Below are 25,266 nucleotides of genomic sequence, written 5' to 3'. Positions count from 1 at the left end.
TGAGTGGGGGTGACAGCCGCAGGATACCGGGGGGACATCCGGGGGATATGAGTGCGGGCCCTGACTGTGCGGTCAGGGCCCGAACCGAGCAGCTCCGCCAGCTGGACTCGAACCAGCACTACAGGGATTCAAAGTCCCGCGGGCTACCAATTACCCCATGGCGGATGGCTGCGTCAGACCTTACCGGAGGAGGGCCGTGCCGTGATCCCTGAGGCGGCGTCCACCATGCCTGCCCACCAGCCCTCGATGCGTCGGTACAGGTCTGCTCCCTGCAAGACGCTGATCACGAGACAGCCCCGGTAGTTCTCGCCCACATTCTTGCGGACGGTCTTCGGATTGTGCTTCTTGATGGTGGTCCGCTGGAACGCGTGTGCGTCGATGCCGACAAGGCCGGCCCAATAGTGCTTGGCGCCCTCCACGTCGCCCGTCGCATGGATCATGACGCGACACCGGAGGCGTTCGCGTTCCACGCCCAGCAGGTCGAGCCAGGCGAGGTAGATCCGGATCACTCCCGGGTCGCTGTTGACGAACTGTACGTTCTCCCGTCGGGCATACGGCTTGTCCTTGGCGCCCTCGGCCCAGTACAGAGCGACGCCCGTCATGAACAGCTCCCGTTCCGACATGACGCCGATCTCTTCGGCGGCGAGCGCCTTGGTCTTCCGGCGTTCCTCGTCCCGCACCGCCAGTTCGTGCTCCCAGCGCTTCAGGGCCGCCAGCTTCGCTTGTTCCGACGGGTCCCGCCGTTCGGGCCTCGGCAGGTCTCGCACCCACAGCGAGATGGAACTCTTCGAGCAGCCCAGCGCCACCTGGATCTGATCGTAGGTCCAGCCCTGCATTCGCAGTTCCCGCGCCTTGCACCGCAGGTCGTCTTTCGCGTTGGGGCGCTTCGTCCACTCCGGCGCCGGCTCCCCTTCGAGCAACCGGTTGAGGATGTCGTTGTTGTCGACGTGCAGCCGGTCGCGGATCTGCCGCCGGCTCAGTCCGTCCCGTCGCAGTGCGACCGCCTGTTCTCGCAGGCCCTCGAAGTCGGCGTATTTGCCATATGGATGTGCCATGTGCATACCGTCCGGCCGGAATGGTCGCTTCCGGAGTCGAACGGGAAGGGTTCACCAGTTCGAGCGACGCTGGACGGTTTCGAGGCCATTCGATTACGGAGTGTGGTGTGTGGAGGTAGGCGAAACTCACCGGAAAAGCCGCACCCGTCGCCCGTAGGCTGGGGGCATGACCACGACGGGGGAAGACCACGAAAGGGCTCTGACCGGCCCATGGTGGTGGACGAGGTGGCGCAGTGCGGTGCTCGACGGGAGTCTCGCGGCGTTGTCCGCCGTGGAGTGTGCCGCGGAGGGCATTCCGTTTGCCCGCGATGCCGGAATCCCGGCGTCCGTGGGGATCGTGTTCGGGTTGATCGCCGGTTCGGTGCTGCTGGTGCGCCGGAAGTGGCCGCTCGCCGTGGTATTGGTGGCGATCGCGATCACGCCCGCCGAGATGGGCTTCCTGATGGGTGTCGTCGGCCTGTACACGCTCGCCGCGTGCGAGCTGCCGCGGCGGGTCATCGGGTCGCTGGCGAGCATGTCGCTGCTGGGCACGGCGATCGTGACGTTCGTGCGGGTGCGGCAGGACATGGCGCGTGGGGACCTGACGCTGGGTGACTGGTTCGTGCCGTTCGCGGCGGCCGCGACGGCGTTGGGGCTGACGGCTCCACCGGTGCTGCTGGGGCTGTACGTGGGGGCGCGGCGGCGGTTGATGGAGAGTCTGCGGGAGCGGGCGGATTCGCTGGAGCGGGAGCTTCAGCTGCTTGCGGAGCGGGCGGAGGAGCGTGCGGAGTGGGCGCGTAACGAGGAGCGGACGCGGATCGCCCGGGAGATGCACGACGTGGTCGCGCATCGGGTGAGTCTGATGGTGGTGCATGCGGCGGCGTTGCAGGCGGTCGCGCGGAAGGATCCGGAGAAGGCGGTGCGCAACGCCGCGCTCGTGGGGGACATGGGGCGGCAGGCGTTGACCGAGTTGCGGGAGATGCTCGGTGTGCTGCGGGCGGGGGAGGGCGTGGAGCGGCGTGCCGCGGCGGTGCCGTTGGCGGCGGTCGGTGAGGCGGCCGCGGAGGCGGCGTCGAGGGTGGCGGCCGTGGAGGCGGGGGCGGCGGAGGGGCCGTGTCTGTCCGAGCTGGAGGAGTTGGTCGGGCAGTCGGCTGCCGCGGGGATGGTGGTGGATCTGTCGGTCGAGGGGGAGGTGCGGCCGTATGCGGCGGAGGTCGAGCAGACGGCGTACCGGGTGGTGCAGGAGGCGTTGACGAACGTCCACAAGCATGCGGCGGGTGCGAAGACGCGTGTGCGGTTGGCGCATCGGGTGTCGGAGATCGCGATGCAGGTGGAGAACGGGCCGCCGCCGGAGCCTGCGTCGGCGTCGGCGGCGGGTCTGCCGTCGGGTGGGAACGGCCTGGTGGGGATGCGGGAGCGGGTCGTGGCGCTGGGTGGTGTGTTCGTGTCGGGGCCGACGGATGCGGGCGGGTTCCGGGTGTCGGCGGTGATTCCGGCGGTGTAGGGCCGGCTGCCGGGTGTTCTCGGGTGTTCAGCTCGCGGTGAGGCGTGCCGGCTGGATGCCGTTGATCAGGGTGGACAGGGCGTGGTCGATGTCGGGGCCGACGTACCAGTCGCCGGTGTGGTCGATGGTGTAGACGCGGCCTTCGGCGTCGATGGCGAGGAGGGCGGCGGTGTCGGTTTCCTCGCCGAGGGGGCTCAGCTCGGTGCCGAGGGCGCGGCCGAGGTCGCCGAGGGTGCGGGCGAGGTGGAGGCCGTGCAGGGGGTCGACGTGGAGGGTGGCGGGGGCGATCTGGCGGCCGGGGCCGGTGGGGGTGATGCGGAGGCCGCCGAATTCGGCCCAGGCTTCGACGGCGGCGGGGAAGACGGTGTGCCGGTGGCCGGCGGGTGAGGTGTGTTCGCGCAGGGTGTCGGCCCAGATCTCGGCCTGTTTTATGTCCCAGCGTCCGGGTTGCCAGCCGGCGGTGCGCAGGGCGGCGTCGACGGGTACGGGGAAGCGGGTGGTGGTTCCCCCGGGTCGGGTGGGGCCGGGGTGGGGGGAGGGGGTGCGGTCGGGGTGCATCTGCCCTTCGTTCGTCGTGCGCGTGCGCGTGCGGGTGCTCGTGGTGCGTCGTGCGCGTGCGGGTGTTTGCGTGGTGGTGCCGGTGGTGCCGGTGGTTGACGGGTGCTGTCGGGGTTGACGGGCGTGGTCAGTCTCCGGTTGCGGCGGGGTCGACGATGCGGACGCCGAAATGGGCGCTGAGGGCGGTGCAGGCGCGGCAGGGGGTGGCGAAGCTGCCGTGGAGGGGGTCGCCGTCCTCGCGTATGCGGCGGGCGGTGAGTTTGGCGTGCTTGAGTGCTCTGCGGGCTTCGCCGTTGGTCATGGGTTTGCGGGCGGCGCGTTTGCTGCGGGCGGCGTCGGCGGTGGTGATGTGCCGGGAGATGAGGATGGTCTCGGCGCAGCGGCCGGTGAAGCGGTCGCGTTGAGTGCTGGTGAGGGTGTCGAGGAAGTCCTGGACGAGGTGGTGCAGGGCGGGGGGCTGGTCGCTGCGGGCGGCGGTGCCGGTGAGGGTGGCGCCGCGGACGGAGAGGGCGGCGGCGACGGTGGGCAGGATGCCGTCGCGGCGGTGGCGGAGGGCCGGGGCGGGGGGTGTGTCGGTGCCGCTCCAGTCGATGCGAGGGTCGCCGGCCCGCACGTCGGTACCTCCGGTCTGCAACGCGTTCATGATCGTTTTTCCTCCCCGGGCATCCCCCCGAAGGACACAGGGTGCCAAATGCCGTGGCTGGTGCGGAAGCTGGGGCGCTGCGACACGCCCGTTCCGGGCAGGCCGTGACGGTGGGGTGACGGCTGGTCACGGGGGTGTGGGGAGGTTCCGTAGCGTTCGCCGGGATCCTTCTGGTCCGGCCGGGAGGGCGGGGGTCGCGGGGATGTGGTGGGCCGGTGACCGGGGTTCGTGTACCGCATAGGCTGTCGGCATCCGCGATCGACACCGCCGTTCAGGCCAGAGAGAACGCCGCAGGGGGCAACCGCCATGACGACAGGTCGGCTCGGGCTGGGGGCGCCGCCCAGCCGCCAGGCCGGGGCACAAGCCGCGCCGCCGAATGCGGCCTACGCCGGGCAGGTCGTGCACTTTCCGGATCCGGTCCGGGCGGCACGTCACCCGAGAGGGGTACGGGTCGATGAGGGTGGTTATCCGGATTTCTCGCCGTACGCGCGCGTGGCGGTGGAGATCGCCGAGCCGCCGGAGGGTTTCGGTGTCGACGAGTTGCGGCTGACGGACTACGTGTCGGCGAACGCCGCGCTGGCGGCGGCGGGGCACGAGTTGTGGGACACGGTGCCGGATGTGGCGACGCCGCACGGCTGGACGTGGCATCACGTGGTGGGTACGCGGCGGCTGGAGCTGGTTCCGGTCGAGGTGAAGGCGTTGCTGCGGCATCACGGCGGGCTGGCGACGACGGTGGTGGACCATGCCAAGCGCGGTACGCGGCCGTTGCAGGAGTCGCGGCCGGCGCATTTCGGGCTGCCGAAGTCGGGTGTGGCGGTGACGGAGGCGCAGGTGCAGGGGGTCGAGGAGGAGCTCGGCTACCGGCTGCCGGGTGCCTATCGCTCGTTCCTGAAGGCGGCGGGCGGTTGTGCGCCGGTCGGCACGGCCCTGGACGCCGAGTTGGGGCTGCTGGTGGACCAGCCGTTCTTCACGGTGCGGGACGAGGCGGCGGTAAATGACCTGGTGTATGTGAACAAGTGTCTGCGCGACCATCTGACGAAGGACTACCTGGGTGTGGGTTTCGTGCAGGGCGGGCTGCTCGCGGTGAAGGTGAAGGGCGAGCGGATCGGCACGGTGTGGTTCTGCGCGTTCGACGATGTGCGGGACGTGGATCCGTCGTGGTCGCCTGCGGAGCGGGTGGAGCGTCTGCTGCTGCCGTGCGGTGACGACTTCGACGCCTTTCTGTCCCGGCTGGCGGGCAGTCCGCCGGAGTTGGAGACGGTGGCCAATCTGATGGTGGACGGCGGTTTCGCCCGTGTCGTCCCGGTGTCTTCCGGCTCGGCGTCTTCCGGCCCGGTGGGGGAGTGAGCTACAGGCGATGGTGACCTACGCGCAGGCGCAGGAGCGCGCCGAGGAGTGGATCAACGGTGACGTGCCCGCGTACCAGCACCGTGAGGTGCGGGTGCGTGAGTTCGAGCTGGGGTTCGTGGTGTGGGGTGAGGACCGGGCGGAGGGTCCGCGTTCGGACGCGGGCGGCCAGCGGCTCGTCATCGCCCGGGACAGCGGGGAGGCGACGCTGTGGCCGGCTCTGCCGGTGGGTGAGGTGATCCGCCGGTACGAGGAGGAGTACGGCGGGGCCGTCGAGCCGCAGGATGCGGTTCCGGCGCCTGCTCCTGCCCGTCTGGACCTCAATCAGACGTCGTTCCTGCTGACGCCTCCGGAGTGGTTGCAGGAGGCCGCGGACAAGCTGGGGCTGGGTGACCGGCGGCCGGAGGACACGGCGGCGGCTTCGACTGGGCCGGCTTCGGGGTCGGGTGTGGCGCCGGGGGCGGCGGCCGGTGCGGTGCAGGGCGCGGGGTCGGCCCCGGCTCCGGGTGCGGGGTCAGGTGTGGCGCCGGGTGCGGCTCAGGGTGCGGGTGCGGTTTCTGACGGGGGCTCGGCTTCGGGCGGTGGGCCTGCTTCCGGCGGAGGCCCGGCTTCTGTCGGTGGGCCGGCTTCGGGTGGTGGGCCTGCTTCCGGCGGGGGCTCGGCTTCTGTCGGTGGGCCGGCTTCGGGTGGTGGCGCGGCTGGTGCCGGTGGTGGCGCCGCGCAGTGGGGTCAGGCCGCTGCCGCTGGTACGGCGCCGGGTGGCGCCTCCTTCGGCGGAGGCGGGTTGGCCGAGACGCAGGCCGGTGTGCCCGCGGGTGCGGCAGGCGGGGCGCACGCTGGTGCTGGTGCTGGTGCTGGTGCTGGTGCTGGTGCTGGTGCGCCGGGCGCCTTCGGTGTGCCCGGGGCTTCCGGCACCGGCGGTGCGCCGGGCGGCGCGGGTGCCGGCGCCGCGCCGGGGGCGCCCGCTCCGGCGGACGTGCCTTCGGGCGCCACGCCCTGGGCCGGCACCGACACGAACGCGGAATCCGGTGAGGACGACCGCTCCGTGCCGCTGCCCGCGACGGTGTTCGCGCCGCCGCTCGGTGACCTGGACGATGTGGCGCGCCCGCCGGCGGTCGCGCCGGACGCTCCGACGGCGTTGATGTCGGGCGGTAGCGGGCTGCCCGCCACGGCGATCGCACCGGCGCTCGACGTGTCGGGCACGCCGGGCTTCACCCCGGGCGCGCAGGGCGGTGTGCCCGGAGCACACACGCCCGGAGCACACACGCCCGGAGCACACACGCCCGGTGCACCCGGCACGCCCGGTGCGCCCGGCACGCCCGGTGCGCCCGTTCCTGCGGGGACCCCGGGCGCCGGTCAGAGCAGCACGCCCCCACCGGGTGCGCCGGCCTACGGCCATCCGCACGCGCCGGCGGTCCCGGGCACACCTCCGGCGGGCGTCGCGCCCTACCCTCCGGCGCACGGCACTCCGCCCGCGCCTCCCGCGGCCCCCGGCCCGCCGGGTGCCCCGCAGGGCAGCACGCCGCCTCCGCCGGGAGTTCCCCAGGGCAGCACGCCTTTGCCGGGTGTTCCCCAGGGCGCCGTGCCCCCTCCGCCGGGTGCCCCGCACGGCAGCACGCCGCCTCCGCCGCCGGGTGCCTCGCAGGGTGGTACGCCGCCTCCGCCGCCGGGCGCTCCGTCGTACGGCTACCCGCAGGGGCCCGGTGCTCCGCAGGGTGCCCCCGGGTACGGCTATCCGCAGGGGCCGGACGGTGCGCCCAACGCGCCGCAGCCTCCGGCGGGCCCGGGTGCGCCCGGCGCGCGGCCGCTCGCGCCGGGCGCCGGTGACATCGCGGACGCCGCGACGAGCAAGGCGGCTCCGCCGCCGAGGAAGGCGCGCGGTGGTGTGGGTGCGCCGCCTCCGCCGCCGGGCGCTCCCGGCACGCCGGGCGCGCGTCCGGCGGGTGCGACCCCGTCGCCGGCACCGGGTGCGCCGGCGGGTGGATACGTGCCGACGCAACTCGTGTCGGCGCTCGGGCCGGAGGGCCTCGAGGTGCCGGGCGATGCGAACGCGCAGGCCGGTCCGGGCGGTACCGACGGGGTGCAGGCGCCGGGCGCGCCGAACGCTCCGGGCGCCGCCCATCCTCCTGCCGCGCCTCCGGGCGCTCCGGGCGGTACGCCGCCGGGCGGCGTGCACCACGCGGCCACGGTGCTGGCCGACCCGAGCCGGCTGGGCGGCGCGCCGCAGCCGCCGGGCGTCCCGGGTGTTCCCGGTGCGATGGGCGCGGCGGGCGCCCCGGGCATGCCGAACCCGCCCGGTGCCCCCGCGGCCCCGGGCGCCCCGGGCATGCCTCCCGCGCCGGGCGCCCCGCAGCCTCCCGGCGCTCCCGGAGCCCCGCAGCCTCCGGGCGTCCCCGGCGCTCCTGGAGCCCCCGGCGCCCCGCAGTCGCCGGGTGCCCCCGGCATGCCCGGTGCCCCTGGCGCGCCCGGTGTCCCGGGTGCCGCGGGCGGTGCTCGCGGGGCCGTGCATCATGCCGAGACCGTGCTGTCCGCTCCGCCGGTGGCCGGACCCGGCGCGCCCCCGCCGCCGCCCGCCCCCGGCGCGCTCGGCATGCCGGGCGGCCCGGGCATGCCCCCGGGCGTTCCGGGCGCCACGCCGCCGATGCCGGCCGGCGCGATGCCTCCGCCGGGCGCGCCCGTGCCGGGGCAGGGTCCGGCCTACGGGTATCCGCAGCAGGGCCAGCCGACGGTCGGCCCGGGCTATCAGGCCGTGCTGCGCTACCGCGCGCAGGACGGCTCCGAGCAGCAGCTGATCCGGCGTTCGGCGCCGGGCACGCCGCACCCGGAGTGGCAGATCTTCCACGAGCTGCGGGCCATGAACGTGCCGCCGGACCAGGTGCTGGAGCTGCACACGGAGCTGGAGTCGTGCGAGCTGCCGGGTGCCTACTGTGCGCGGATGATCCGCGAGCAGTGGCCGCAGGCGCGGATCACGAGCATCGCGCCGTACGGTACGGACCACGCGAGCCGGCAGCAGGGCATGCACCAGTTGCTGGCGCACCAGGGCGAGTTGCACCAGGTGGCGGACGGTCCCGCGCGGCCGGCGCCGGTGCGGGCTCCGCTGCCGCCGGTGCAGGCGGTGCCGCCGGTGCCGCCGGAGGGGATCGCGCAGGAGCTGGCGGCGGCGTTCGGGCCGGGCGTGTTCCGGTTCGAGCAGCAGGCGGTGTCCCGGCAGGGCGTGCCGCCGATCGTGGCGCACACGCTGGTCGTGGCCGGGCTGCCGCTGGACATGGGCCCGTTCTTCTGGGCGCAGGCCCAGCCGGGCCGCCCGGTGCCGACGCTGGCGGAGCTGGCGGCCGAGCGCGGGGTGCAGCCGGCGGCGGACGCGGGGTCGTACCTCGTCATGGGCACCGACTTCGGCAGGGCGCTCTGTGTGCAGTACGGGACGGCGAACATCGTGGCCGTCCCGGTGGAGGCGGGCCCGGGTGGTGCGCCGGTGCCCCCGCAGTTCGTGAACAGCGGGCTGCCGGAGTTCGTGCGGTGCCTGGCGCTGCTGGGCCGGATGTGGCGGCTGCGGTACGGGCTGAACCAGGAGCAGGCGGGCCGCTGGACGGTCGACTTCCAGGCGCAGCTGGCCGCGCTGGACCCGGCGGCGCTCGGTTCGCCGGAGAGCTGGTGGTCGGTGCTGCTGGAGCAGATGTGGGACGGATTGCTGTAGGACGCATCCGTCCCGGGGTGCTGTAGCGCGCGCGCCCCGCCCGGCCGGGCGGGGCGCGTCCTCGGGCCCTTCACGCGCGCGCGTGAAGGGCCCGAGGCGTTTCCCGCGTGCGCCAGGGAGTCCGGGCGTCTCCCGCGCGCGTGAAAGCGGAAGGTGAGGCGTCTCCCGCGCGCGTGCAGGTTGAGGCGTCTCCCGCGCGCGTGCAGGCTCGAGGTGTCTCCCGCGCGTGAAGGCTTCAGGCGTCTCCCCCGTGTGACGGGCCCGAGGTGTTTCCCGCGGGGTCCGGTCCGGCATCGGCCGGCCTCCCGTGTGCCGTCGGCGTGCCGGCCGCCGTCCGGGACACCGGCGTCACTCGTGCGGGGGGAGCGTTCCCAGGCGTCCGCGTCCGCCACGCCGATGGCGAGCTGCGACGTTCCGAACGTGACGCGACTGCGGAGTGTCGCGTTATGAACACTTAGTCCGATCCATCAAGATATGCGCGAAATCATCCTGTCGTGTATGTCCGGTGGAGAGGAGTCCCCAGGGTGAGCAGCGCATCGATGCCGCCGCACGGCTTCGTGACCGTCCGGGGGCGCGGCTACCGCCCCGACCAGGTCGACGCGTACTTGGAGGCGCTGTCCGAGAACCGGGACGCCGCCTGGGAACGTGCCGCCCGGCTGACCGTGCTCGCCAAGGAGATGGAGGCGGACGCCGTACGGTTGCGCGAGGCCGTCGCGGAGCTCCAGCCGCAGACGTACGAGACGCTCGGGGAGGGCGCGCGGCGTCTCTTCGAGGCCGTGCGGGAGGAGGCGGCGGACCTCCTGGAACGCACGCGGCGCGAAGCCCGGCAGCGGATCGCGCAGGCCGAGGAGGACGCCGAGCGCCTGCATCAGGAGGCGCGGGAGGCGGCGGCCGCCCTCCGCGCGGAGGCCGACGGACTCGCCCAGCAGACGCTCCTCGCCGCGCAGGCCGAGGCCGAGGCCGTCCGTGTCGGCGCCCGGCGCGCCATGAAGACGGGGCGCGGAGAGGCGCTCGCCGCGGTGCGCGAGGCGCGCCAGTGCGCCACCGGCATGCTCGCCGAGCAGTCCCGGGAGTACGCGGGGCGCTGGGCCGCGGCGGAACGCGAGGAGGCCGAGCAGGCGGCCGTGCTGGACGCCCGGCACGCCGAACGGGCGCGCCGCGCCGAGGCCGCGCTGGCCGAGGCCGAGCGCGAACGCGGCGAGGCCGAGGAGTTCACGCGTACCTCCCAGGAGGAGGCACGCGCGCGTGCCGCCGAGATCATCGCCGACGCGCGCGAGCAGGAGGAGCGCATCGCCCTGGAGACGGAACAGGTGCTGCGTGAGCACGGCGACACCTGGGACGAGGTGCAGGCCCACATGGACTCCGTGCGCGACAGCCTCATCTCGCTGACCGGCAGAGTGGCCATGGAGTAGCGCGGCGGACGCGGCGTCAGTTTCCCCTCGTCGCCGCCCCCGCCAGGATCCGTCCCTCCACCGCCTCGTACTGGCGCCGCTGCCGCTCCGCCTTCGCGCGGCCCGACAGCACGGTGCCCAGCCAGCCGAAGAAGAAGCCGGCCGGGATGGAGACGATGCCGGTGGTGGTGAACGGGAACCAGTTGAAGTCGGCGCCCGGGAACGCGGATACGGGCGATCCCGAGACGAGCTTGGTGCCCGGCATGAGCAGCAGGACGGTCACCGAGCCGCCGATCAGCGTGCCCAGCACCCCGCCGCGGGTGTAGCGGCGCCAGAAGAGGCCGTAGACCAGGGCGGGAGCGAGGGCGGAGGCGCCCAGGCAGAAGGAGAGCGTCACCAGCGGCTGAAGGCTGTAGTGCTGCACCATGGTGGCCAGCAGGATCGTCGGCACCCCTATGGCGAGTGCCGAGACGCGGGCCAGGACCATCTCGCGGCGGGCCGTCATCTCCCGGACCCGGGCCGCGAACACGTCGTGCGCGAGGGAGTTGGCGCACGCGAGGATCATCCCGGCCACGGAGGCGAGCAGGGTCAGGAAGACGGCGGTGGTGACCATGGTGAACAGGAAGGTCTCCGCCGTGGACACGCCGGCGCCGAACACCGCGCGCGAGCCCAGCAGATAGGCGGTGTTGCCCTGCGGATCGGCCGCGGAGATCGCCGTACGCCCGAGCAGTGCCGTGGCACCGAACCCCACCACCGTGATGACCAGCACGAACAGCGTGACGAGCGACACGGCCCAGGACAGGGAGCGGCGTACCTGGCGGGCGCTGGAGGCGGTGTACATGCGCATGGTGACGTGCGGCAGGCAGGCGCCGCCGAGCACGACGGTCAGTTCCGAGGCGATCATGTCGACGCGGGCGGCGGGGGTGGTGCCGAACTGGAGGCCGGAGCGGAGGAAGGCGGGCCCGGTGCCGCTCCGGTGCGCCGCTGCGGTGAACAGGCCGCCCGGGTCCCAGTCGAAGCGGCGCAGGACCAGGACGGCGACGACGGCGCCGGTGCCCACCAGCATCACGATCTTCAGGATCTGGATGAGCGCGGTGCCCTTCATGCCGCCGATCGCGGCGTAGGCGATCATCAGGGCGCCGAGGCCGACGACGCACCCCGTCTTGAGGGACTCGTTGGTGAAGCCGAGGATGAACGCCATCAGCTGCCCGGTACCGGCCAGCTGGACCAGCATCAGCGGCAGCAGTGCGGCGATGGTCACCGCGCAGGCCGTGGCGCGCACGCAGCGGCCCGGCAGCCGGCGGGCGAGCGCGTCGCCCATGGTGAACCGGCCCGCGTTCCGCAGAGGTTCGGCCAGCAGGAACATCAGCAGCATCAGCGACAGCGTCGTGCTGAGGGCGAGGACGACACCGTCGTAGCCGCACAGGGCGATCACTCCGCTGGTGCCGAGGACGGTGGCGGCGGAGATGTAGTCGCCGGCGATGGCGAGGCCGTTGCGCAGCGGGGACAGGGAGCCGTAGCCGGTGTAGAACTCGGCCAGGTCGTCCCGGTCGGGGCCGGTCATCACGCACAGCAGCAGGGTCACCGTGGCGACGGTGGAGAAGGCGACCAGGGACATGGCCTGGGCGGAGTCGCTGAAGCCGGCGAAGCCCGCGCCGGGCGGGGAGCCGGCGGCGCCGGTCAGCGCGCCGGTCATCGCACCGCTCCACGGCGCGCGTCCAGTTCGGTCTGCCTGCGGATGCGGTCGACGAGCGGGTCGACGTGCCGGCGCGCGGTGTGCTCGTACAGGGCGATCGCGAGCCAGGTGACGGGGAGCGTGAGGAGGGCGAGCAGCAGGCCGGCCGGGATGCCGTCGGCGACGGTGCTCGTCATGACGCCGGGCGCGTACGCGGACAGGACGAGGAAGAGCGTGAAGTAGCCCAGCGCGGTGAGCGTGGCGGTGCGCCGTTGCCAGCGGTAGGCCCTGCGCAGTACGCGCAGGTCGCTGTGGTGGCCGAGGGGTTCGCGGGGCGGCCGGCGGGCCGGGCGGAGGGGCTCGGGGGGTTCGGGGGGCTGCCAGGGGTAGGTCGGCTGCGGCGGGTGCGACCGGTAGGGCGGCTGCGACGAGTACGTCGAGTGCGGCGGCTGCAACGGCTGTGACGGGTACGGCTGGTGTGCCGGCTGCGACGGATACGTCGGGGAGGAGGGTCGCGAGGGCTGCGGAGGGGACGGCCGGTGGTGCGGGGACGACGGGCGCGGCGGGTCGTGGAACATCCCGGGGCTCCTTGCGTGGCTCGGGTCCGTGGCGGCGGACCGCAGGGAGGTGGGGAACTGAGCCATGCACGCTACTCGGGGAGCCCGGGGTGCGCGGCGTTTTCACCGAACTGGCCGGTCGGTATGCGCTTACTTGCGCGACAACGGGTCCGGCCTGGGGTGATACCCGCGTTAACCGACGGCTGCGCGCCTCAGCCGGGCGGTACGCCTCCCCGGGGTGATCGGCTCCGCGGCCCGCCGTTCCACTTCCACCGCACACCCCTCCCCGTGCTTCCCGCCGCAAGCCGCCCCAGTGTCCCCCTGCGCCCGGCTCCGGGACGACGGCTTCCCGCGGGGCCGCGGCTTGACCCTGACGCGACGGAAGGGTGGAGCCTTGCCGCACCGAAGGGTGGAGGCGACCCCGAGAACGGCTCCACCCGACGGTGGAGCACTCCTAGGGGTACCTCCGTACTACGGCTCGGGGAGGGTTCGTCCCGACGGAGGACGAGACCGGCCGGGCTCGCTCCTTAACCTGGCTTTACGTCGCTGAGGGGGGCGGCGGGCCGCGCCGGCGGGGGCGGGCCGCACCGGTGGGGGTGGGGTTAGCCCCCCGGAAAGACGGGGCTTCGCACCAGCGCGCGGCAGCCCCGCCGACCGCGAGACTCATCGACGTACCCAAGACGACGTCCCGGCGCACCGGGACACCACCATCACCACCATCGACTTGCCGACCGACATAGGAGACATACCGTGACTTCGGCTGTGACCATTCCCGGGCACGGGGGCGATTCAGAAGGCGCGGCGCGGAGCGCCTCGATGAGGGGCGGCGGCCGGGTGACGGGTGGGCGCACGGCCGTTGCCGCGCGGGCGCGGCAGGTCGTGAAGGCGTACGGGTCCGGCGAGACCCGGGTCGTCGCCCTGGACCACGTCGACGTGGACATCGCCCGCGGCCAGTTCACCGCCATCATGGGCCCCTCGGGGTCCGGCAAGTCCACGCTGATGCACTGCCTCGCCGGCCTCGACACCGTGACCGGTGGTCAGATCTACCTGGACGAGACCGAGATAACCGGCCTGAAGGACAAGAAGCTCACGCAGCTGCGCCGGGACCGGATCGGCTTCATCTTCCAGGCGTTCAACCTGCTGCCCACGCTGAACGCGATCGAGAACATCACGCTCCCCATGGACATCGCCGGCCGCAAGCCCGACCGGGCCTGGCTGGACCGGGTCGTGGAGACCGTCGGGCTCGCCGGCCGCCTCAAGCACCGGCCGACCCAGCTCTCCGGCGGCCAGCAGCAGCGTGTCGCCGTGGCCCGCGCGCTCGCCGCCCGCCCGGAGATCATCTTCGGTGACGAGCCGACCGGAAACCTCGACTCCCGCGCGGGAGCGGAGGTCCTGGGCTTCCTGCGCCGCTCGGTGGACGAACTCGGCCAGACCATCGTCATGGTCACCCACGACCCCGTGGCCGCCTCCTACGCCGACCGCGTCCTCTACCTCGCCGACGGCCGGATCGTCGACGAGATGTACCAGCCGACGGCCGATCAGGTCCTCGACCGCATGAAGGACTTCGACGCCCGGGGGCGCACGTCATGACCGTCCTGAAGACCTCACTGCGCAACTTCTTCGCGCACAAGGGGCGCATGGCGCTGTCGGCGACGGCGGTGCTGCTGTCGGTGGCGTTCGTGTGCGGCACGCTGGTGTTCACCGACACGATGAACACCACCTTCGACAAGCTGTTCCAGGCGACGTCCTCGGACGTGACGGTCAGCGCCAAGAACGCCTCCGACACCGGCGAGACCACCTCCCGCACCGGCAAGCCGCCGGTCGTGCCGGCCTCGGTCCTCGGTGCGGTCCGCAAGGCCGAGGGCGTGAAGTCGGCCGAGGGCACGGTGTTCTCCACCTCGGTGACCGTCGTCGACGGCGACAAGGACAAGCTGTCGCCCAGCAGCGGCGCGCCCACCATCGTCGGCAGCTGGAACGGCAACGACGCCCGCACCATGGAGATCACCTCCGGTACGGCCCCCAAGGGCCCGGACCAGGTGATGGTCGACATCGACACCGCCGACAAGCACCACCTGAAGCTCGGTGACGAGATCGGTGTGATCACGGCCGTCGACACGCACCACGCGCGCGTGTCCGGCATCGCCGCCTTCAAGGTCACCAACCCCGGCGCGGCGATCTTCTACCTGGACACGAAGACCGCCCAGCAGACCCTCGTCGGCCGGACCGGTGTCTACACCAACGTCAACGTCACCGCCGCCGCGGGCGTGACCGACGAGCAGCTGAAGCAGAACGTGACCGCCGCCCTCGGGCACGGCTACAAGGTGCAGACCGCCAAGGAGGTCGCCGAGGCCAACCAGAAGGACGTCCAGAGCTCCCTGGACGTCATGAAGTACGCGATGCTCGGCTTCGCCGGGATCGCCTTCCTGGTCGGCATCTTCCTCATCATCAACACCTTCTCCATGCTGGTCGCCCAGCGCACCCGCGAGATCGGCCTGATGCGCGCCATCGGCTCCTCGCGCAAGCAGATCAACCGGTCCGTGCTGATCGAGGCGCTGCTGCTCGGTGTGATCGGCTCCGCTCTCGGCGTGGGCGCCGGTGTCGGCATCGCGATCGGCCTGATGAAGCTCATGGGCCTGATGGGCATGCACCTGTCCACGGACGACCTGACCGTCGCCTGGACCACCCCCGCCCTCGGTCTGCTCCTCGGCGTGGTCGTCACCGTCCTCGCCGCCTACCTGCCCGCCCGGCGCGCCGGCAAGGTCTCCCCGATGGCCGCCCTGCGCGACGCGGGCGCCCCGGCCGACGCCAGGGCCGGTGCCGTCCGGGCCGTCATCGGTCTGCTCCTCACCGCGGCCGGCATCTGGAGCCTGTACGCCGCCGCCACCGCCGACAAGGCCAAGACCGGCTCCGGCTGGCTGGGCCTGGGCGTGGTGCTCACCCTGATCGGCTTCGTCGTCATCGGCCCGCTGCTCGCGGCCGGCCTGGTCCGTGTCCTCGGCGCGGTCATCCTGCGGATCTTCGGCCCCGTGGGCCGGATGGCCGAGCGCAACGCGCTGCGCAACCCGCGCCGCACCGGCGCCACCGGCGCCGCCCTGATGATCGGCCTGGCCCTGGTGGCCTGCCTGTCGGTGGTCGGCTCCTCCATGGTGGCCTCCGCCACCGACCAGCTCGACAAGACCGTGGGCGCCGACTTCATCATCATGGACGACAACGGCAAGGAGATAAACGCGCGGGCGGTCCACGCGATCAAGGGCGCGCCGGGTCTGGAGCGGGTCACCGAGTACAAGCTCCTGGACGCGACCCTGACCACCCCGGACGGCCGTGTCTCCGAGGGCGAGACGATCAACGCGGCCGACCCGACCTACCCGAAGGACCTGCGGACCGAGACGGTCGCCGGCAGCCTCGCCGACGCCTACGAGCCCGACTCGATGTCCGTCTTCGAGGGCTTCGCGAAGAAGCACCACCTGAAGCTCGGCTCCACGGTCGCGGTCGACTTCGCGGACGGCAGGACGGCCAAGCTGACGGTCCGGGCGATCACCAGCGACGACACCGTCATCGACAAGGGCGCGATGTACACGTCCATCGCCACCGCGGCCCGGTACGTGCCGGCCGACCGGATGCCGCTCGACGACCTGGTCTTCGCCACGGCCAAGGACGGGCAGGAAGCCGCCGCGTACAAGGCCCTCAAGGCCGCGCTGCACGACGACTTCCCGCAGTACACCGTGCGCGACCAGACCGACTACAAGCAGGAGCTGAAGGACCAGATCGGCCAGATGCTGAACCTGATCTACGGCCTGCTGGCGCTCGCGATCATCGTCGCGATCCTCGGTGTGGTGAACACCCTGGCGCTGTCCGTGGTCGAGCGGACCCGGGAGATCGGCCTCATGCGGGCCATCGGCCTCTCCCGCCGCCAGCTGCGCCGCATGATCCGCCTGGAGTCCGTGGTGATCGCCGTCTTCGGCGCCCTGCTGGGCCTCGGCCTCGGCATGGGCTGGGGCGCGACCGCCCAGAAGCTCCTCGCCCTGGAGGGCCTGAAGGTCCTGGAGATCCCCTGGCCGACGATCACCGGGGTCTTCATCGGCTCGGCCTTCGTGGGCCTGTTCGCCGCGCTGGTCCCGGCGTTCCGGGCAGGCCGGATGAACGTGCTGAACGCCATCGCGACGGATTAGCCGATCGCCATCGCGACGGATCAGCCGATCGCCATCGCGACGGATCAGCCGATCGCCGTCGCGACGGATCAGCCGAACGCCGTCGCGAGGGAGTGGCCGAACGTCATCGCGCGGACTGGCCGAGCGCCGTCGCGACGGAGCAGCCGCCCGGCCCGGGCCGAGGCCCGGGCCGGGCCGGGGCCCACCGCACACGGGGGTTGCGGGGGACGACCCGGCGCCAGGGAGTCTTGGGGGACTTCCTGGCGCCGGGTTCTTTGCTGCGTGTGCTGTGCGTGCCATGTGCGCCGTGTGTGCTGTGGGGGGGGCTCGGCGGTCCGAACGGGGTGCGGGCGGGCGCGGTTCCGGCGCCGGGGCGCGTGCAGCGGGGGCCCCGGTGGTTCACGTCGGGTGCCGGGTGGGCGCCGGTCCAGGGCGCAGCCCCGGAGGGGCGACGGCAGCGCAGGGCACCGAACGGCGGAGGTTGTCCACAGCCTCCGGCACCGCCCGGCCCGGCGTCGTAGGCTGGAGACCCCCGGCCCGCCACCCGCGTCGGGCTGTTCGCGTTGCCCACACCCGGACGGAAAGCCTCCTCCATGAGCCTGCACGGTCTGCTCGACGCCGTCATCAAGGACCCCGCCCTCGCGGAAGCGATCACGGCGGCGACGGACGGCAACCGCATGCACGTCGACCTCGTCGGCCCCCCGGCGGCCCGGCCCTTCGCCCTCGCCGCCCTGGCCCGCGAGGCGGGCCGACCGGTCCTGGCGGTGACCGCCACCGGCCGGGAGGCCGAGGACCTGGCCGCCGCCCTGCGCTCCCTGCTGCCCGAAGAGGGCGTCGTGGAGTACCCCTCCTGGGAGACCCTCCCGCACGAGCGGCTCAGCCCGCGCAGCGACACCGTGGGCCGCCGCCTCGCCGTCCTGCGCCGCCTCGCCCACCCCCGCCCCGACGACCCCGAGACCGGCCCCGTCTCCGTCGTCGTCGCGCCCGTGCGCTCCGTCCTCCAGCCGCAGGTCAAGGGCCTCGGTGACCTGGAACCGGTAGCCCTGAGGACCGGCCAGAGCGCCGATCTGAACGACGTCGTCGAAGCCCTCGCGGCCGCCGCCTACGCGCGCGTGGAGCTGGTCGAGAAGCGCGGCGAGTTCGCCGTGCGCGGCGGCATCCTGGACGTGTTCCCGCCCACCGAGGAACACCCCCTGCGCATCGAGTTCTGGGGCGACGACGTCGAGGAGATCCGCTACTTCAAGGTCGCCGACCAGCGCTCCCTCGAAGTCGCCGAGCACGGCCTGTGGGCCCCGCCCTGCCGCGAACTGCTGCTGACCGAGGACGTCCGCGCACGCGCGCGTGCCCTCGCCGAGGAGCACCCCGAACTCGGCGAACTGCTGAACAAGATCGCCGAGGGCATCGCCGTCGAGGGCATGGAATCCCTCGCCCCGGTCCTCGTCGACGACATGGAGCTGCTGCTCGACGTGCTGCCCAAGGGCGCGATGGCCGTCGTCTGCGACCCGGAGCGGGTCCGCACGCGCGCCGCCGACCTCGTGGCGACCTCGCAGGAGTTCCTCCAGGCATCCTGGGCCGCCACCGCCGGCGGCGGTGAGGCCCCGATCGACGTCGGCGCCGCCTCCCTGTGGTCCATCGCCGACGTCCGCGACCGCGCGCGCGAGCTGGACATGATGTGGTGGTCGGTGTCGCCGTTCGCGGCCGATCTCGAACTCGAGGCGGACACCCTCAAGCTCGGCATGCACGCCCCCGAGACCTACCGCGGCGACACCGCGCGTGCCCTCGCCGACACCAAGGGCTGGCTCGCCGACGGCTGGCGCACGGTGTTCGTCACCGAGGGCCACGGCCCCGCCGCACGCACGGTCGAGGTGCTCGGCGGCGAGGGCATCGCCGCCCGCCTGGACGTCGATCTCGGCGACCTGAGCCCGTCCGTCGTCCACGTCTCCTGCGGCTGCATCGACTACGGCTTCGTCGACCCGGCGCTCAAGCTCGCCGTCCTCACCGAGACCGACCTCACCGGCCAGAAGGCCGCCGGCCGCGACGGCGCCCGGATGCCGGCCCGCCGCCGCAAGACCATCGACCCGCTCACCCTGGAGCCGGGCGACTACATCGTCCACGAACAGCACGGCGTCGGCCGCTACATCGAGATGGTGCAGCGCACCGTGCAGGGCGCCACCCGCGAGTACCTGGTCGTCGAGTACGCGCCCGCCAAGCGCGGCCAGCCCGGCGACCGGCTGTACATCCCGACCGACCAGCTGGAGCAGATCACCAAGTACGTCGGCGGCGAGGCCCCCACCCTGCACCGGCTCGGCGGCGCGGACTGGACCAAGACCAAGGCCCGCGCGAAGAAGGCCGTCAAGGAGATCGCCGCCGACCTGATCAAGCTGTACAGCGCGCGCATGGCCGCCCCCGGCCACGCGTTCGGCGGCGACACGCCCTGGCAGCGCGAGCTGGAGGACGCCTTCCCCTACGCGGAGACCCCCGACCAGCTCACCACCATCGCCGAGGTCAAGGAGGACATGGAGAAGTCGGTCCCGATGGACCGCCTGATCTGCGGCGACGTCGGCTACGGCAAGACCGAGATCGCGGTACGCGCCGCCTTCAAGGCAGTACAGGACGGCAAGCAGGTCGCCGTCCTCGTGCCCACGACCCTGCTGGTGCAGCAGCACTTCGGCACGTTCTCCGAGCGGTACGGGCAGTTCCCGGTGAACGTGAAGGCGCTCTCCCGCTTCCAGACCGACACCGAGGCCAAGGCCGTCCTGGAGGGCCTGAAGGACGGCGCGGTCGACGTCGTCATCGGCACCCACCGCCTGTTCGCCTCGGAGACCAAGTTCAAGGACCTGGGACTGGTCATCGTCGACGAGGAGCAGCGCTTCGGCGTCGAGCACAAGGAGCAGCTGAAGAAGCTCCGCGCCAACGTCGACGTGCTGACCATGTCGGCCACCCCGATCCCGCGCACCCTGGAGATGGCGGTCACCGGCATCCGCGAGATGTCCACGATCACCACCCCGCCGGAGGAGCGGCACCCGGTGCTGACCTTCGTCGGTCCGTACGAGGAGAGGCAGATCGGCGCGGCCATCCGCCGCGAGCTGCTGCGCGAGGGCCAGGTCTTCTACATCCACAACCGGGTCGAGTCCATCGACCGCGCGGCGGCGAGACTGCGCGAGATCGTCCCCGAGGCGCGCATCGCCACGGCCCACGGCCAGATGTCGGAGTCGGCGCTGGAGCAGGTCGTCGTCGACTTCTGGGAGAAGAAGTTCGACGTACTGGTGTCGACCACGATCGTGGAGTCCGGCATCGACATCTCCAACGCCAACACCCTCATCGTCGAGCGCGGCGACAACTTCGGCCTCTCCCAGCTGCACCAGCTGCGCGGCCGCGTCGGCCGCGGCAGGGAGCGCGGTTACGCCTACTTCCTGTACCCGCCGGAGAAGCCGCTGACGGAGACCGCGCACGAGCGCCTGGCGACGATCGCCCAGCACACCGAGATGGGCGCCGGCATGTACGTCGCGATGAAGGACCTGGAGATCCGCGGCGCGGGCAACCTGCTCGGCGGCGAGCAGTCCGGGCACATCGCGGGCGTCGGCTTCGACCTGTACGTCCGCATGGTCGGCGAGGCGGTCGCCGACTACCGGCGCCAGCTGGAGACCGGCGGGGCCGAGGAGGAGCCGCCGCTCGAGGTCAAGATCGAGCTGCCCGTCGACGCGCACGTCCCGCACGACTACGCCCCCGGCGAGCGGCTGCGCCTCCAGGCCTACCGGGCCATCGCCTCCGCGAACTCCGAGGAGGACGTCAAGGCCGTCCGCGAGGAACTCACCGACCGCTACGGCAAGCTGCCCGAACCGGTGGAGAACCTGCTGCTGGTGGCCGGGTTGCGGATGCTCGCCCGCGCGTGCGGCGTCGGCGAGATCGTCCTTCAGGGCACCAACGTCCGCTTCGCCCCGGTGGAGTTGCGCGAATCGCAGGAGCTGCGGGTCAAGCGGCTCTACCCGGGCACGGTCATCAAGCCCGCCGTGCACCAGGTGCTGGTCCCGCGCCCGAAGACCGCGAAGGTCGGCGGCAAGCCGCTGGTCGGCCGCGAACTGCTGGCCTGGGTGGGCGAGTTCCTCACCTCGGTCCTGAGCTAGCGTCCGATGGGCGGGGGCAGGGAGAGCAACACGGGCAGGGGCAGGGGCAGGGGGCGGGACGCGCGTGCGGATCGGTGAGCTGGCCGCGGCGACCGGAACGACACCGCGCGCCCTGCGCCACTACGAGCAGCAGGGCCTGATCACGTCCGCGCGCGCCGCCAACGGCTACCGCGCGTACGACGCCCGTGCGGCGGTCCGTGTCCGCAACATCCGCCGGCTCCTGGAGGCGGGGCTGACCCTGGACGACGTACGGGTGTTCCTGCCCTGCCTGGACGGCGACGTGACCGCCGGCCCCGCCTCCGCCAAGGGGCTGGAGGTCGCCCGGGACCGGCTGGCCGTGCTGGACGCCCGCATCGCGTCCCAGACGGCGGTCCGGGACCGACTGGCGGCCGCACTGAGCCAGGCGGACAGGACTGCCTGACGGCCCCGGGACCCTCGGCCCTCCGGGCCCCGCCCAAACGCACCGGAACTTCCGGGCTTCGGCCCTCGGTTGACCCCGCTCTGGTATGCCCGGGCTCCGGTCGTCGGTTTGCCCCGCTCCGGTACTCCGGGCTCGGGTCTACGAGGTTTGCCGGTCTCGTGCCGGTCACCGGTGGCACCCTCCGGCGTGTGCACCGGAGGTGTCGGTCGCCGGTGGCACGCTCCGGCGTCTGTGCACCGGAAGGTCGGTCACCGGTGGCACGCCCCGGCGGGGGGCGGTTCCGGGAGGCCGGCGGTCAGGCAACGACCGCGCCGCCGTCCACCGGCAGCACCACCCCCGTCACGAACGACGCCTGCGGCGAGGCGAGTCCGGTGATGGCCCAGGCGACCTCCTCGGGGCGGCCGATCCGGCCGAGCGGGGTGTGGTCGAGCTGCCACTTGCGCAGGCCGTCCAGTTGCTCGGCGGTGAGCCCGGAGTGGTCGGCGATCGGTGTCTCGATCGCGCCCGGGGCCACCGCGACCACCCGGATGCCGTGCGGCGCCAGTTCCACCGCCCAACTGCGGGTCAGCACCTCCAGCGCCGCCTTGCCCGCCGCGTACAGGGAGTTGCCGGGCCAGCCCCGCTGGCCCACCGAGGTCGTCACGTTCACCACGACGCCCCGGCTCTCCTCCAGCGCGGGCAGCGCGGCCTGGGTGAGCAGCACGGGCGCGAGCAGGTTGGTATCCAGCAGCGGCCGTACCGACGCGCGCGTGTAGCCGCGCAGGGAGTCGGTGGTGACGACGGCCGCGTTGTTGACGAGCACGTCGAGCCGGCCGTACCACTCCAGTGCGGCCCGTACGACCTGCGGGGGCCCGTCCTCGGCGGTGAGGTCCGCGGTCAGCGGCGTGATCCCGGGGTGCCCTTCGGCGGTCTCGACCAGGGGTGCGGCCCGGCGGCCGACGGCGACGACCCGGGCGCCCTCGGCGGCGAACGCGCGGGCGGTGGCCCGTCCGATACCGGTGCCGGCGCCGGTCACGAGGACGGTACGGGGCCCCCGGGAGGAGCCGGTCTGGGAGGAGCTGGTCTGGGGAGGGCTGGTCCGGGAGGAGCCGGTCCGGGAAGGGCTGGTCCGGGGGCGGTCGGTCTCAGAGAGGCCGGCTTGGGAGGGGCTGTTCTCGCTCATGCCGGGATCGTCGGACCCTGCCGCCAGTGACAAGGTCAAGTCCGCCCACAGGTCTAGGGGCTCGCGGGCTCGCAGACTCACGGGCGCGCAGACTTACGGGCCCGCGGACTCACGGGCTCGCAGACTCACGGGCCCGCAGGTGATGGTTTCCCGGGGCCAGGGGGGCTGCGGAGGCGGCGCGCGGGGCGGCCTCCCACCTTTCGTGCCCCCCTGCGCGGCCTCATATCCCCTCCGATGCGCCTGCCTTGCCCCGTAAACAACCCTTTGCGCTCTATCTGCCCGCCGACAGAGGGAAGTTACGGTGGAGAGTGGAACACTCCGCTCGCACGTGAGGGGCGGGCCGGGCGAGCAAGGAGGACGTACCGTGACGCGTCTGAGGGACGGAGCTGCCACCGCCGTGGCCGTGCTGGTCACCGTGACCGGATGCACGGCCGACCAGACCGAGGGGACCTCCGGCCCGCAGCGGACCGGAAGCGGGGGCGCGGCCCTGGCCGCCGCCGGCTCACTGACCGTCAAGGGGCGCGCGTCGAAGACCGGTTACTCCCGTGACCGCTTCGGATCCGCCTGGGCGGACACCGACTCCAACTCCTGTGACACCCGCGACGACATACTCAAACGCGATCTGAAGCAGGTGAAGTTCACCGGCGGCACCTGCAAGGTCTCGTACGGCCTGCTGAAGCCCGACCCCTACTCCGGCAAGGAGATCACCTACCGGCGAGGCCGCAGCCAGGTCGACATCGACCACGTCGTCGCCCTCTCCGACGCCTGGCAGAAGGGGGCCAAGTACTGGGACCCCAGCAAGCGCATAGCCCTGGCCAACGACCCGCTCAACCTCATCGCGGTCGACGCGAGCACCAACCGAGGCAAGGGTGACGGCGACGCGGCCACCTGGCTCCCGCCCGACAAGGCGTACCGCTGCACCTATGTCGCCGCCCAGGTCGCGGTCAAGAAGAAGTACGGCCTGTGGGTCACCGCCGCCGAGCAGTCGGCCATGAAGAAGGTCCTCGCCGCCTGCCCGGCCCAGAAGCTCCCCACCGGCGGCAGCCCGACCAAGGCACCCGAGCGTTTCCGGGCCCGCTGACCTGCTCGTACGAGCAGGCGACACCCTGGGTAAATCGCTACCGGGCCCGGTGTGTTCCGCCTACCGTGACCGTCATGGACATCAGGGTGAGCAGCCTCGCCGAGCGGCCCGACCGGCTGCCGGCGGTGCTCGGCATGGTCGACACATGGCCGGAGTTCGTCACCAACGACCCCGTGGGCAACACCCACTACGGTCGCATCCCCACCGAACTGCCGGACTACGCGCTGTTCGCCGAGGACGAGCACGGCCAGGTCGTCGCGCACGCCTACAGCGTGCCGTTCGCCCTCGACGTGGAGGGCCGGCGCACCCTGCCGGCCCGGGGCTGGGACCAGGTCCTCGCGTGGGCCTTCGCCGACCTGCGCCGCGGCACCCGCCCGGACACCGTGAGCGCCATCTCGGTCACCATCGCCCCGCACGCCCAGGGCCACGGCCTGTCCGGCGTCATGCTCTCGGCGATGCGGGACAACGCCCGCGCCCGCGGCTTCCGCGAGGTCGTCGCCCCCGTCCGCCCGAACGCCAAGCACCGTGAACCGCGCACCCCGATGACCGAGTACGCCCACCGGGTCCGCGCCGACGGACTGCCCGAGGACCCGTGGCTGCGCGTCCACGCCCGGGCCGGCGCCACCATCGACTCCATCGCCACGGCCTCCATGACCGTGACCGGCTCGCTGGAGGAGTGGCGGCGCTGGACCGGGCTGCCCTTCGACACCGCGGGCGAGGTCGAGGTGCCCGGCGCGCTGGCCCCGGTCCGCTGCGAACCGGACCGCGGGTACGCCGTCTACGTCGAACCCAACGTGTGGATGCGGCGCCCCCTCTGACCCCGCGCCGGCCCCGGCCCGGCGTCAGCTGCCCGGCGCGTCCAGGTCGCAGAAGCCCGCGATCTCCTTGGCGTCCTGCCCCTTCCCGGACATCTTGGTCCACGTCCCGGCCGGCATCGCCACGGCCGCGTCCGTGTCGGCCTTCGACTCGCCCTCGCTCTAGGCCCGCAGGAAGGCCTCGTCGTACTTCATGCAGACGGTGCCGCCGGTCCTGACGAGTTCGGTCCGGTGCGGCGGGTGCGGTGCGCCGGGGTGCGGGGACGCGTGACGGCGCGGGTGGCGGGGCGGCGTCGGCGGCCGGCCCGGGGCCGGCGCGGGGCGGTCCCGCGCCGGGGACGAGCGGACGGGTCAGGCCTTCTTCCAGTCGCCGCAGTCGTTCGTCTTGAAGTAGGCGTCCGACGGGCTGATGGTGACGACGGCCGTGCCGCTGACGTTGTTGTTGGCGATGATCGAGTTCAGCCCGTGGTCGGCGTCCTTCGTGCGCTCCCAGTAGCAGGAGTCGTCGGCGTTCCCGGTCGACTTGTAGGTGCCCGGCGCGATGTCCGTACCGACCTTGAACATGCCTCCGTCGCCGTCCATCGAGGACGCGGGCGTGCCCTTCGCCTTCGGGTCCACGGCCTCCCAGTCCTTGCAGCCGCTGGACTTGAAGATCTTGTCGCTGGCCTTGACGGTCACGTAGCTCGTGCCGCTGACGTTGTCGTTGGCCAGCAGGGAGTCCATCTCGCCCGAGGCGTCCTTGGCACGTTCCCAGTAGCACATGTCGTCGGTGTTGCCGGCCGTGCGGTACGTCCCCGGCTTCACGTCCGAGCCGACCTGGTACTCGCCGTCGCCCGCGATGGCGGCCTTCTTCTCCTCGGCCGCCTTGCCGCTCCCCGAGTCCTTCTTGGTGCCGGACTTGTGCTGGGCCGACGCCGAAGAGCCCTTGCCGCCGCCGCCGGAACCGCCGTCCTTGCCGTCGCTGCCGGCGTTCGCGGACACGGCCCCGATGACGACGATTCCCACGACGGCACCGAGCGCGACCTTGGCCTTCATACCCATGACGAAACCCTCCCCGAATGCGGCGGCCTCCCCCTCGGTGGCCGCTCGTTCGCTGGGTCAATAAGAGCAGA

Annotated in this window: 17 protein-coding genes, 1 tRNA gene and 1 pseudogene; 10 read left to right on the top strand and 9 right to left on the bottom strand. The window is 72.7% G+C overall.

The features are described 5' to 3' along the window. Nucleotides 1–92: 92 nt before the first annotated feature. A tRNA-Gln gene (locus JK361_RS22000) sits at nucleotides 93–165 on the bottom strand. An 8-nt stretch (nucleotides 166–173) separates the two neighbouring features. Then, nucleotides 174–1,055: a hypothetical protein gene (locus JK361_RS21995; protein ID WP_201820962.1), complete on the bottom strand. Its 882-nt coding sequence runs from the start codon at nucleotides 1,053–1,055 to the stop codon at nucleotides 174–176. Nucleotides 1,056–1,221: 166 nt separating this feature from the next. Here JK361_RS21995 and JK361_RS21990 point away from each other — a divergent pair, with 166 nt between their 5' ends. Next, nucleotides 1,222–2,538, top strand: a complete 1,317-nt coding sequence (locus JK361_RS21990) for a sensor histidine kinase (RefSeq protein WP_201820960.1) — start codon at nucleotides 1,222–1,224, stop codon at nucleotides 2,536–2,538. 27 nt (nucleotides 2,539–2,565) lie between these two features. On the opposite strand, the gene JK361_RS21985 is transcribed toward JK361_RS21990, so the two are convergent. Both JK361_RS21985 and JK361_RS21980 read right to left on the bottom strand, forming a co-directional pair. After that, complete coding sequence (locus JK361_RS21985; protein WP_201820958.1) at nucleotides 2,566–3,096, bottom strand: SUKH-3 domain-containing protein; 531 nt, start codon at nucleotides 3,094–3,096, stop codon at nucleotides 2,566–2,568. Nucleotides 3,097–3,223: 127 nt separating this feature from the next. Beyond that, on the bottom strand, nucleotides 3,224–3,739 hold the full coding sequence (locus JK361_RS21980; RefSeq protein ID WP_201820956.1) for a YwqJ-related putative deaminase: 516 nt from the start codon (nucleotides 3,737–3,739) through the stop codon (nucleotides 3,224–3,226). Between the two features lie 306 nt (nucleotides 3,740–4,045). Here JK361_RS21980 and JK361_RS21975 point away from each other — a divergent pair, with 306 nt between their 5' ends. From JK361_RS21975 to JK361_RS21965, 3 genes are all read left to right on the top strand, one after another. Further along, nucleotides 4,046–5,086, top strand: coding sequence for an SMI1/KNR4 family protein (locus JK361_RS21975; RefSeq protein ID WP_201820954.1), 1,041 nt, complete (start codon nucleotides 4,046–4,048; stop codon nucleotides 5,084–5,086). A gap of 10 nt (nucleotides 5,087–5,096) precedes the next feature. Next, nucleotides 5,097–8,780, top strand: coding sequence for an SUKH-4 family immunity protein (locus JK361_RS41355; protein WP_372448730.1), 3,684 nt, complete (start codon nucleotides 5,097–5,099; stop codon nucleotides 8,778–8,780). A 524-nt stretch (nucleotides 8,781–9,304) separates the two neighbouring features. After that, the gene (locus tag JK361_RS21965) at nucleotides 9,305–10,192 is read left to right on the top strand and encodes a cellulose-binding protein (RefSeq protein WP_372448729.1); all 888 of its coding nucleotides are present in this window, start codon (nucleotides 9,305–9,307) and stop codon (nucleotides 10,190–10,192) included. 16 nt (nucleotides 10,193–10,208) lie between these two features. On the opposite strand, the gene JK361_RS21960 is transcribed toward JK361_RS21965, so the two are convergent. Then, a complete protein-coding gene (locus JK361_RS21960; protein WP_201820952.1) occupies nucleotides 10,209–11,867 on the bottom strand; it encodes a sodium/solute symporter in 1,659 nt (552 codons plus the stop codon). Beyond that, nucleotides 11,864–12,301, bottom strand: coding sequence for a DUF485 domain-containing protein (locus JK361_RS21955; protein WP_236053415.1), 438 nt, complete (start codon nucleotides 12,299–12,301; stop codon nucleotides 11,864–11,866). The genes JK361_RS21960 and JK361_RS21955 overlap by 4 nt, the downstream gene beginning before the upstream one ends. Before the next feature lie 852 nt (nucleotides 12,302–13,153). Between JK361_RS21955 and JK361_RS21950 the strand changes: the two genes are divergently transcribed. The 4 genes from JK361_RS21950 (at nucleotide 13,154) to JK361_RS21935 (ending at nucleotide 21,096) form a co-directional block, all read left to right on the top strand. After that, complete coding sequence (locus tag JK361_RS21950) at nucleotides 13,154–13,993, top strand: ABC transporter ATP-binding protein (protein WP_372448728.1); 840 nt, start codon at nucleotides 13,154–13,156, stop codon at nucleotides 13,991–13,993. Continuing rightward, nucleotides 13,990–16,572 carry an ABC transporter permease gene (locus JK361_RS21945; RefSeq protein ID WP_201820946.1) on the top strand — a complete coding sequence of 861 codons (2,583 nt, stop codon included), beginning with the start codon at nucleotides 13,990–13,992 and terminating at the stop codon, nucleotides 16,570–16,572. Before JK361_RS21950 ends, JK361_RS21945 begins: the two co-directional genes overlap by 4 nt. A 572-nt stretch (nucleotides 16,573–17,144) precedes the next feature. Continuing rightward, complete coding sequence (gene mfd, locus JK361_RS21940) at nucleotides 17,145–20,675, top strand: transcription-repair coupling factor (protein ID WP_201820944.1); 3,531 nt, start codon at nucleotides 17,145–17,147, stop codon at nucleotides 20,673–20,675. Between the two features lie 64 nt (nucleotides 20,676–20,739). After that, nucleotides 20,740–21,096 carry a MerR family transcriptional regulator gene (locus JK361_RS21935; RefSeq protein WP_201820942.1) on the top strand — a complete coding sequence of 119 codons (357 nt, stop codon included), beginning with the start codon at nucleotides 20,740–20,742 and terminating at the stop codon, nucleotides 21,094–21,096. Between the two features lie 295 nt (nucleotides 21,097–21,391). Here JK361_RS21935 and JK361_RS21930 read toward each other — a convergent pair whose 3' ends face one another. Next, nucleotides 21,392–22,258, bottom strand: a complete 867-nt coding sequence (locus JK361_RS21930; protein WP_201820940.1) for an SDR family NAD(P)-dependent oxidoreductase — start codon at nucleotides 22,256–22,258, stop codon at nucleotides 21,392–21,394. 364 nt (nucleotides 22,259–22,622) lie between these two features. Between JK361_RS21930 and JK361_RS21925 the strand changes: the two genes are divergently transcribed. Beyond that, a complete protein-coding gene (locus JK361_RS21925) occupies nucleotides 22,623–23,339 on the top strand; it encodes an HNH endonuclease family protein (RefSeq protein WP_201820938.1) in 717 nt (238 codons plus the stop codon). A 74-nt stretch (nucleotides 23,340–23,413) separates the two neighbouring features. Next, the gene (locus tag JK361_RS21920; protein WP_201820936.1) at nucleotides 23,414–24,157 is read left to right on the top strand and encodes a GNAT family N-acetyltransferase; all 744 of its coding nucleotides are present in this window, start codon (nucleotides 23,414–23,416) and stop codon (nucleotides 24,155–24,157) included. 39 nt (nucleotides 24,158–24,196) lie between these two features. Here the strand turns inward: JK361_RS21920 and JK361_RS21915 are convergent. Both JK361_RS21915 and JK361_RS21910 read right to left on the bottom strand, forming a co-directional pair. Beyond that, nucleotides 24,197–24,376, bottom strand: a pseudogene (locus tag JK361_RS21915) (hypothetical protein); the annotation flags it as partial. 129 nt (nucleotides 24,377–24,505) lie between these two features. Next, nucleotides 24,506–25,195: an Rv1352/Rv1906c domain-containing protein gene (locus JK361_RS21910; RefSeq protein ID WP_201820934.1), complete on the bottom strand. Its 690-nt coding sequence runs from the start codon at nucleotides 25,193–25,195 to the stop codon at nucleotides 24,506–24,508. Nucleotides 25,196–25,266: the final 71 nt, after the last annotated feature.

The organism is Streptomyces musisoli, from assembly GCF_016741855.1.
Taxonomy (GTDB): domain Bacteria; phylum Actinomycetota; class Actinomycetes; order Streptomycetales; family Streptomycetaceae; genus Streptomyces; species Streptomyces musisoli.
This window is presented reverse-complemented; position numbering and strand designations above follow the sequence as displayed.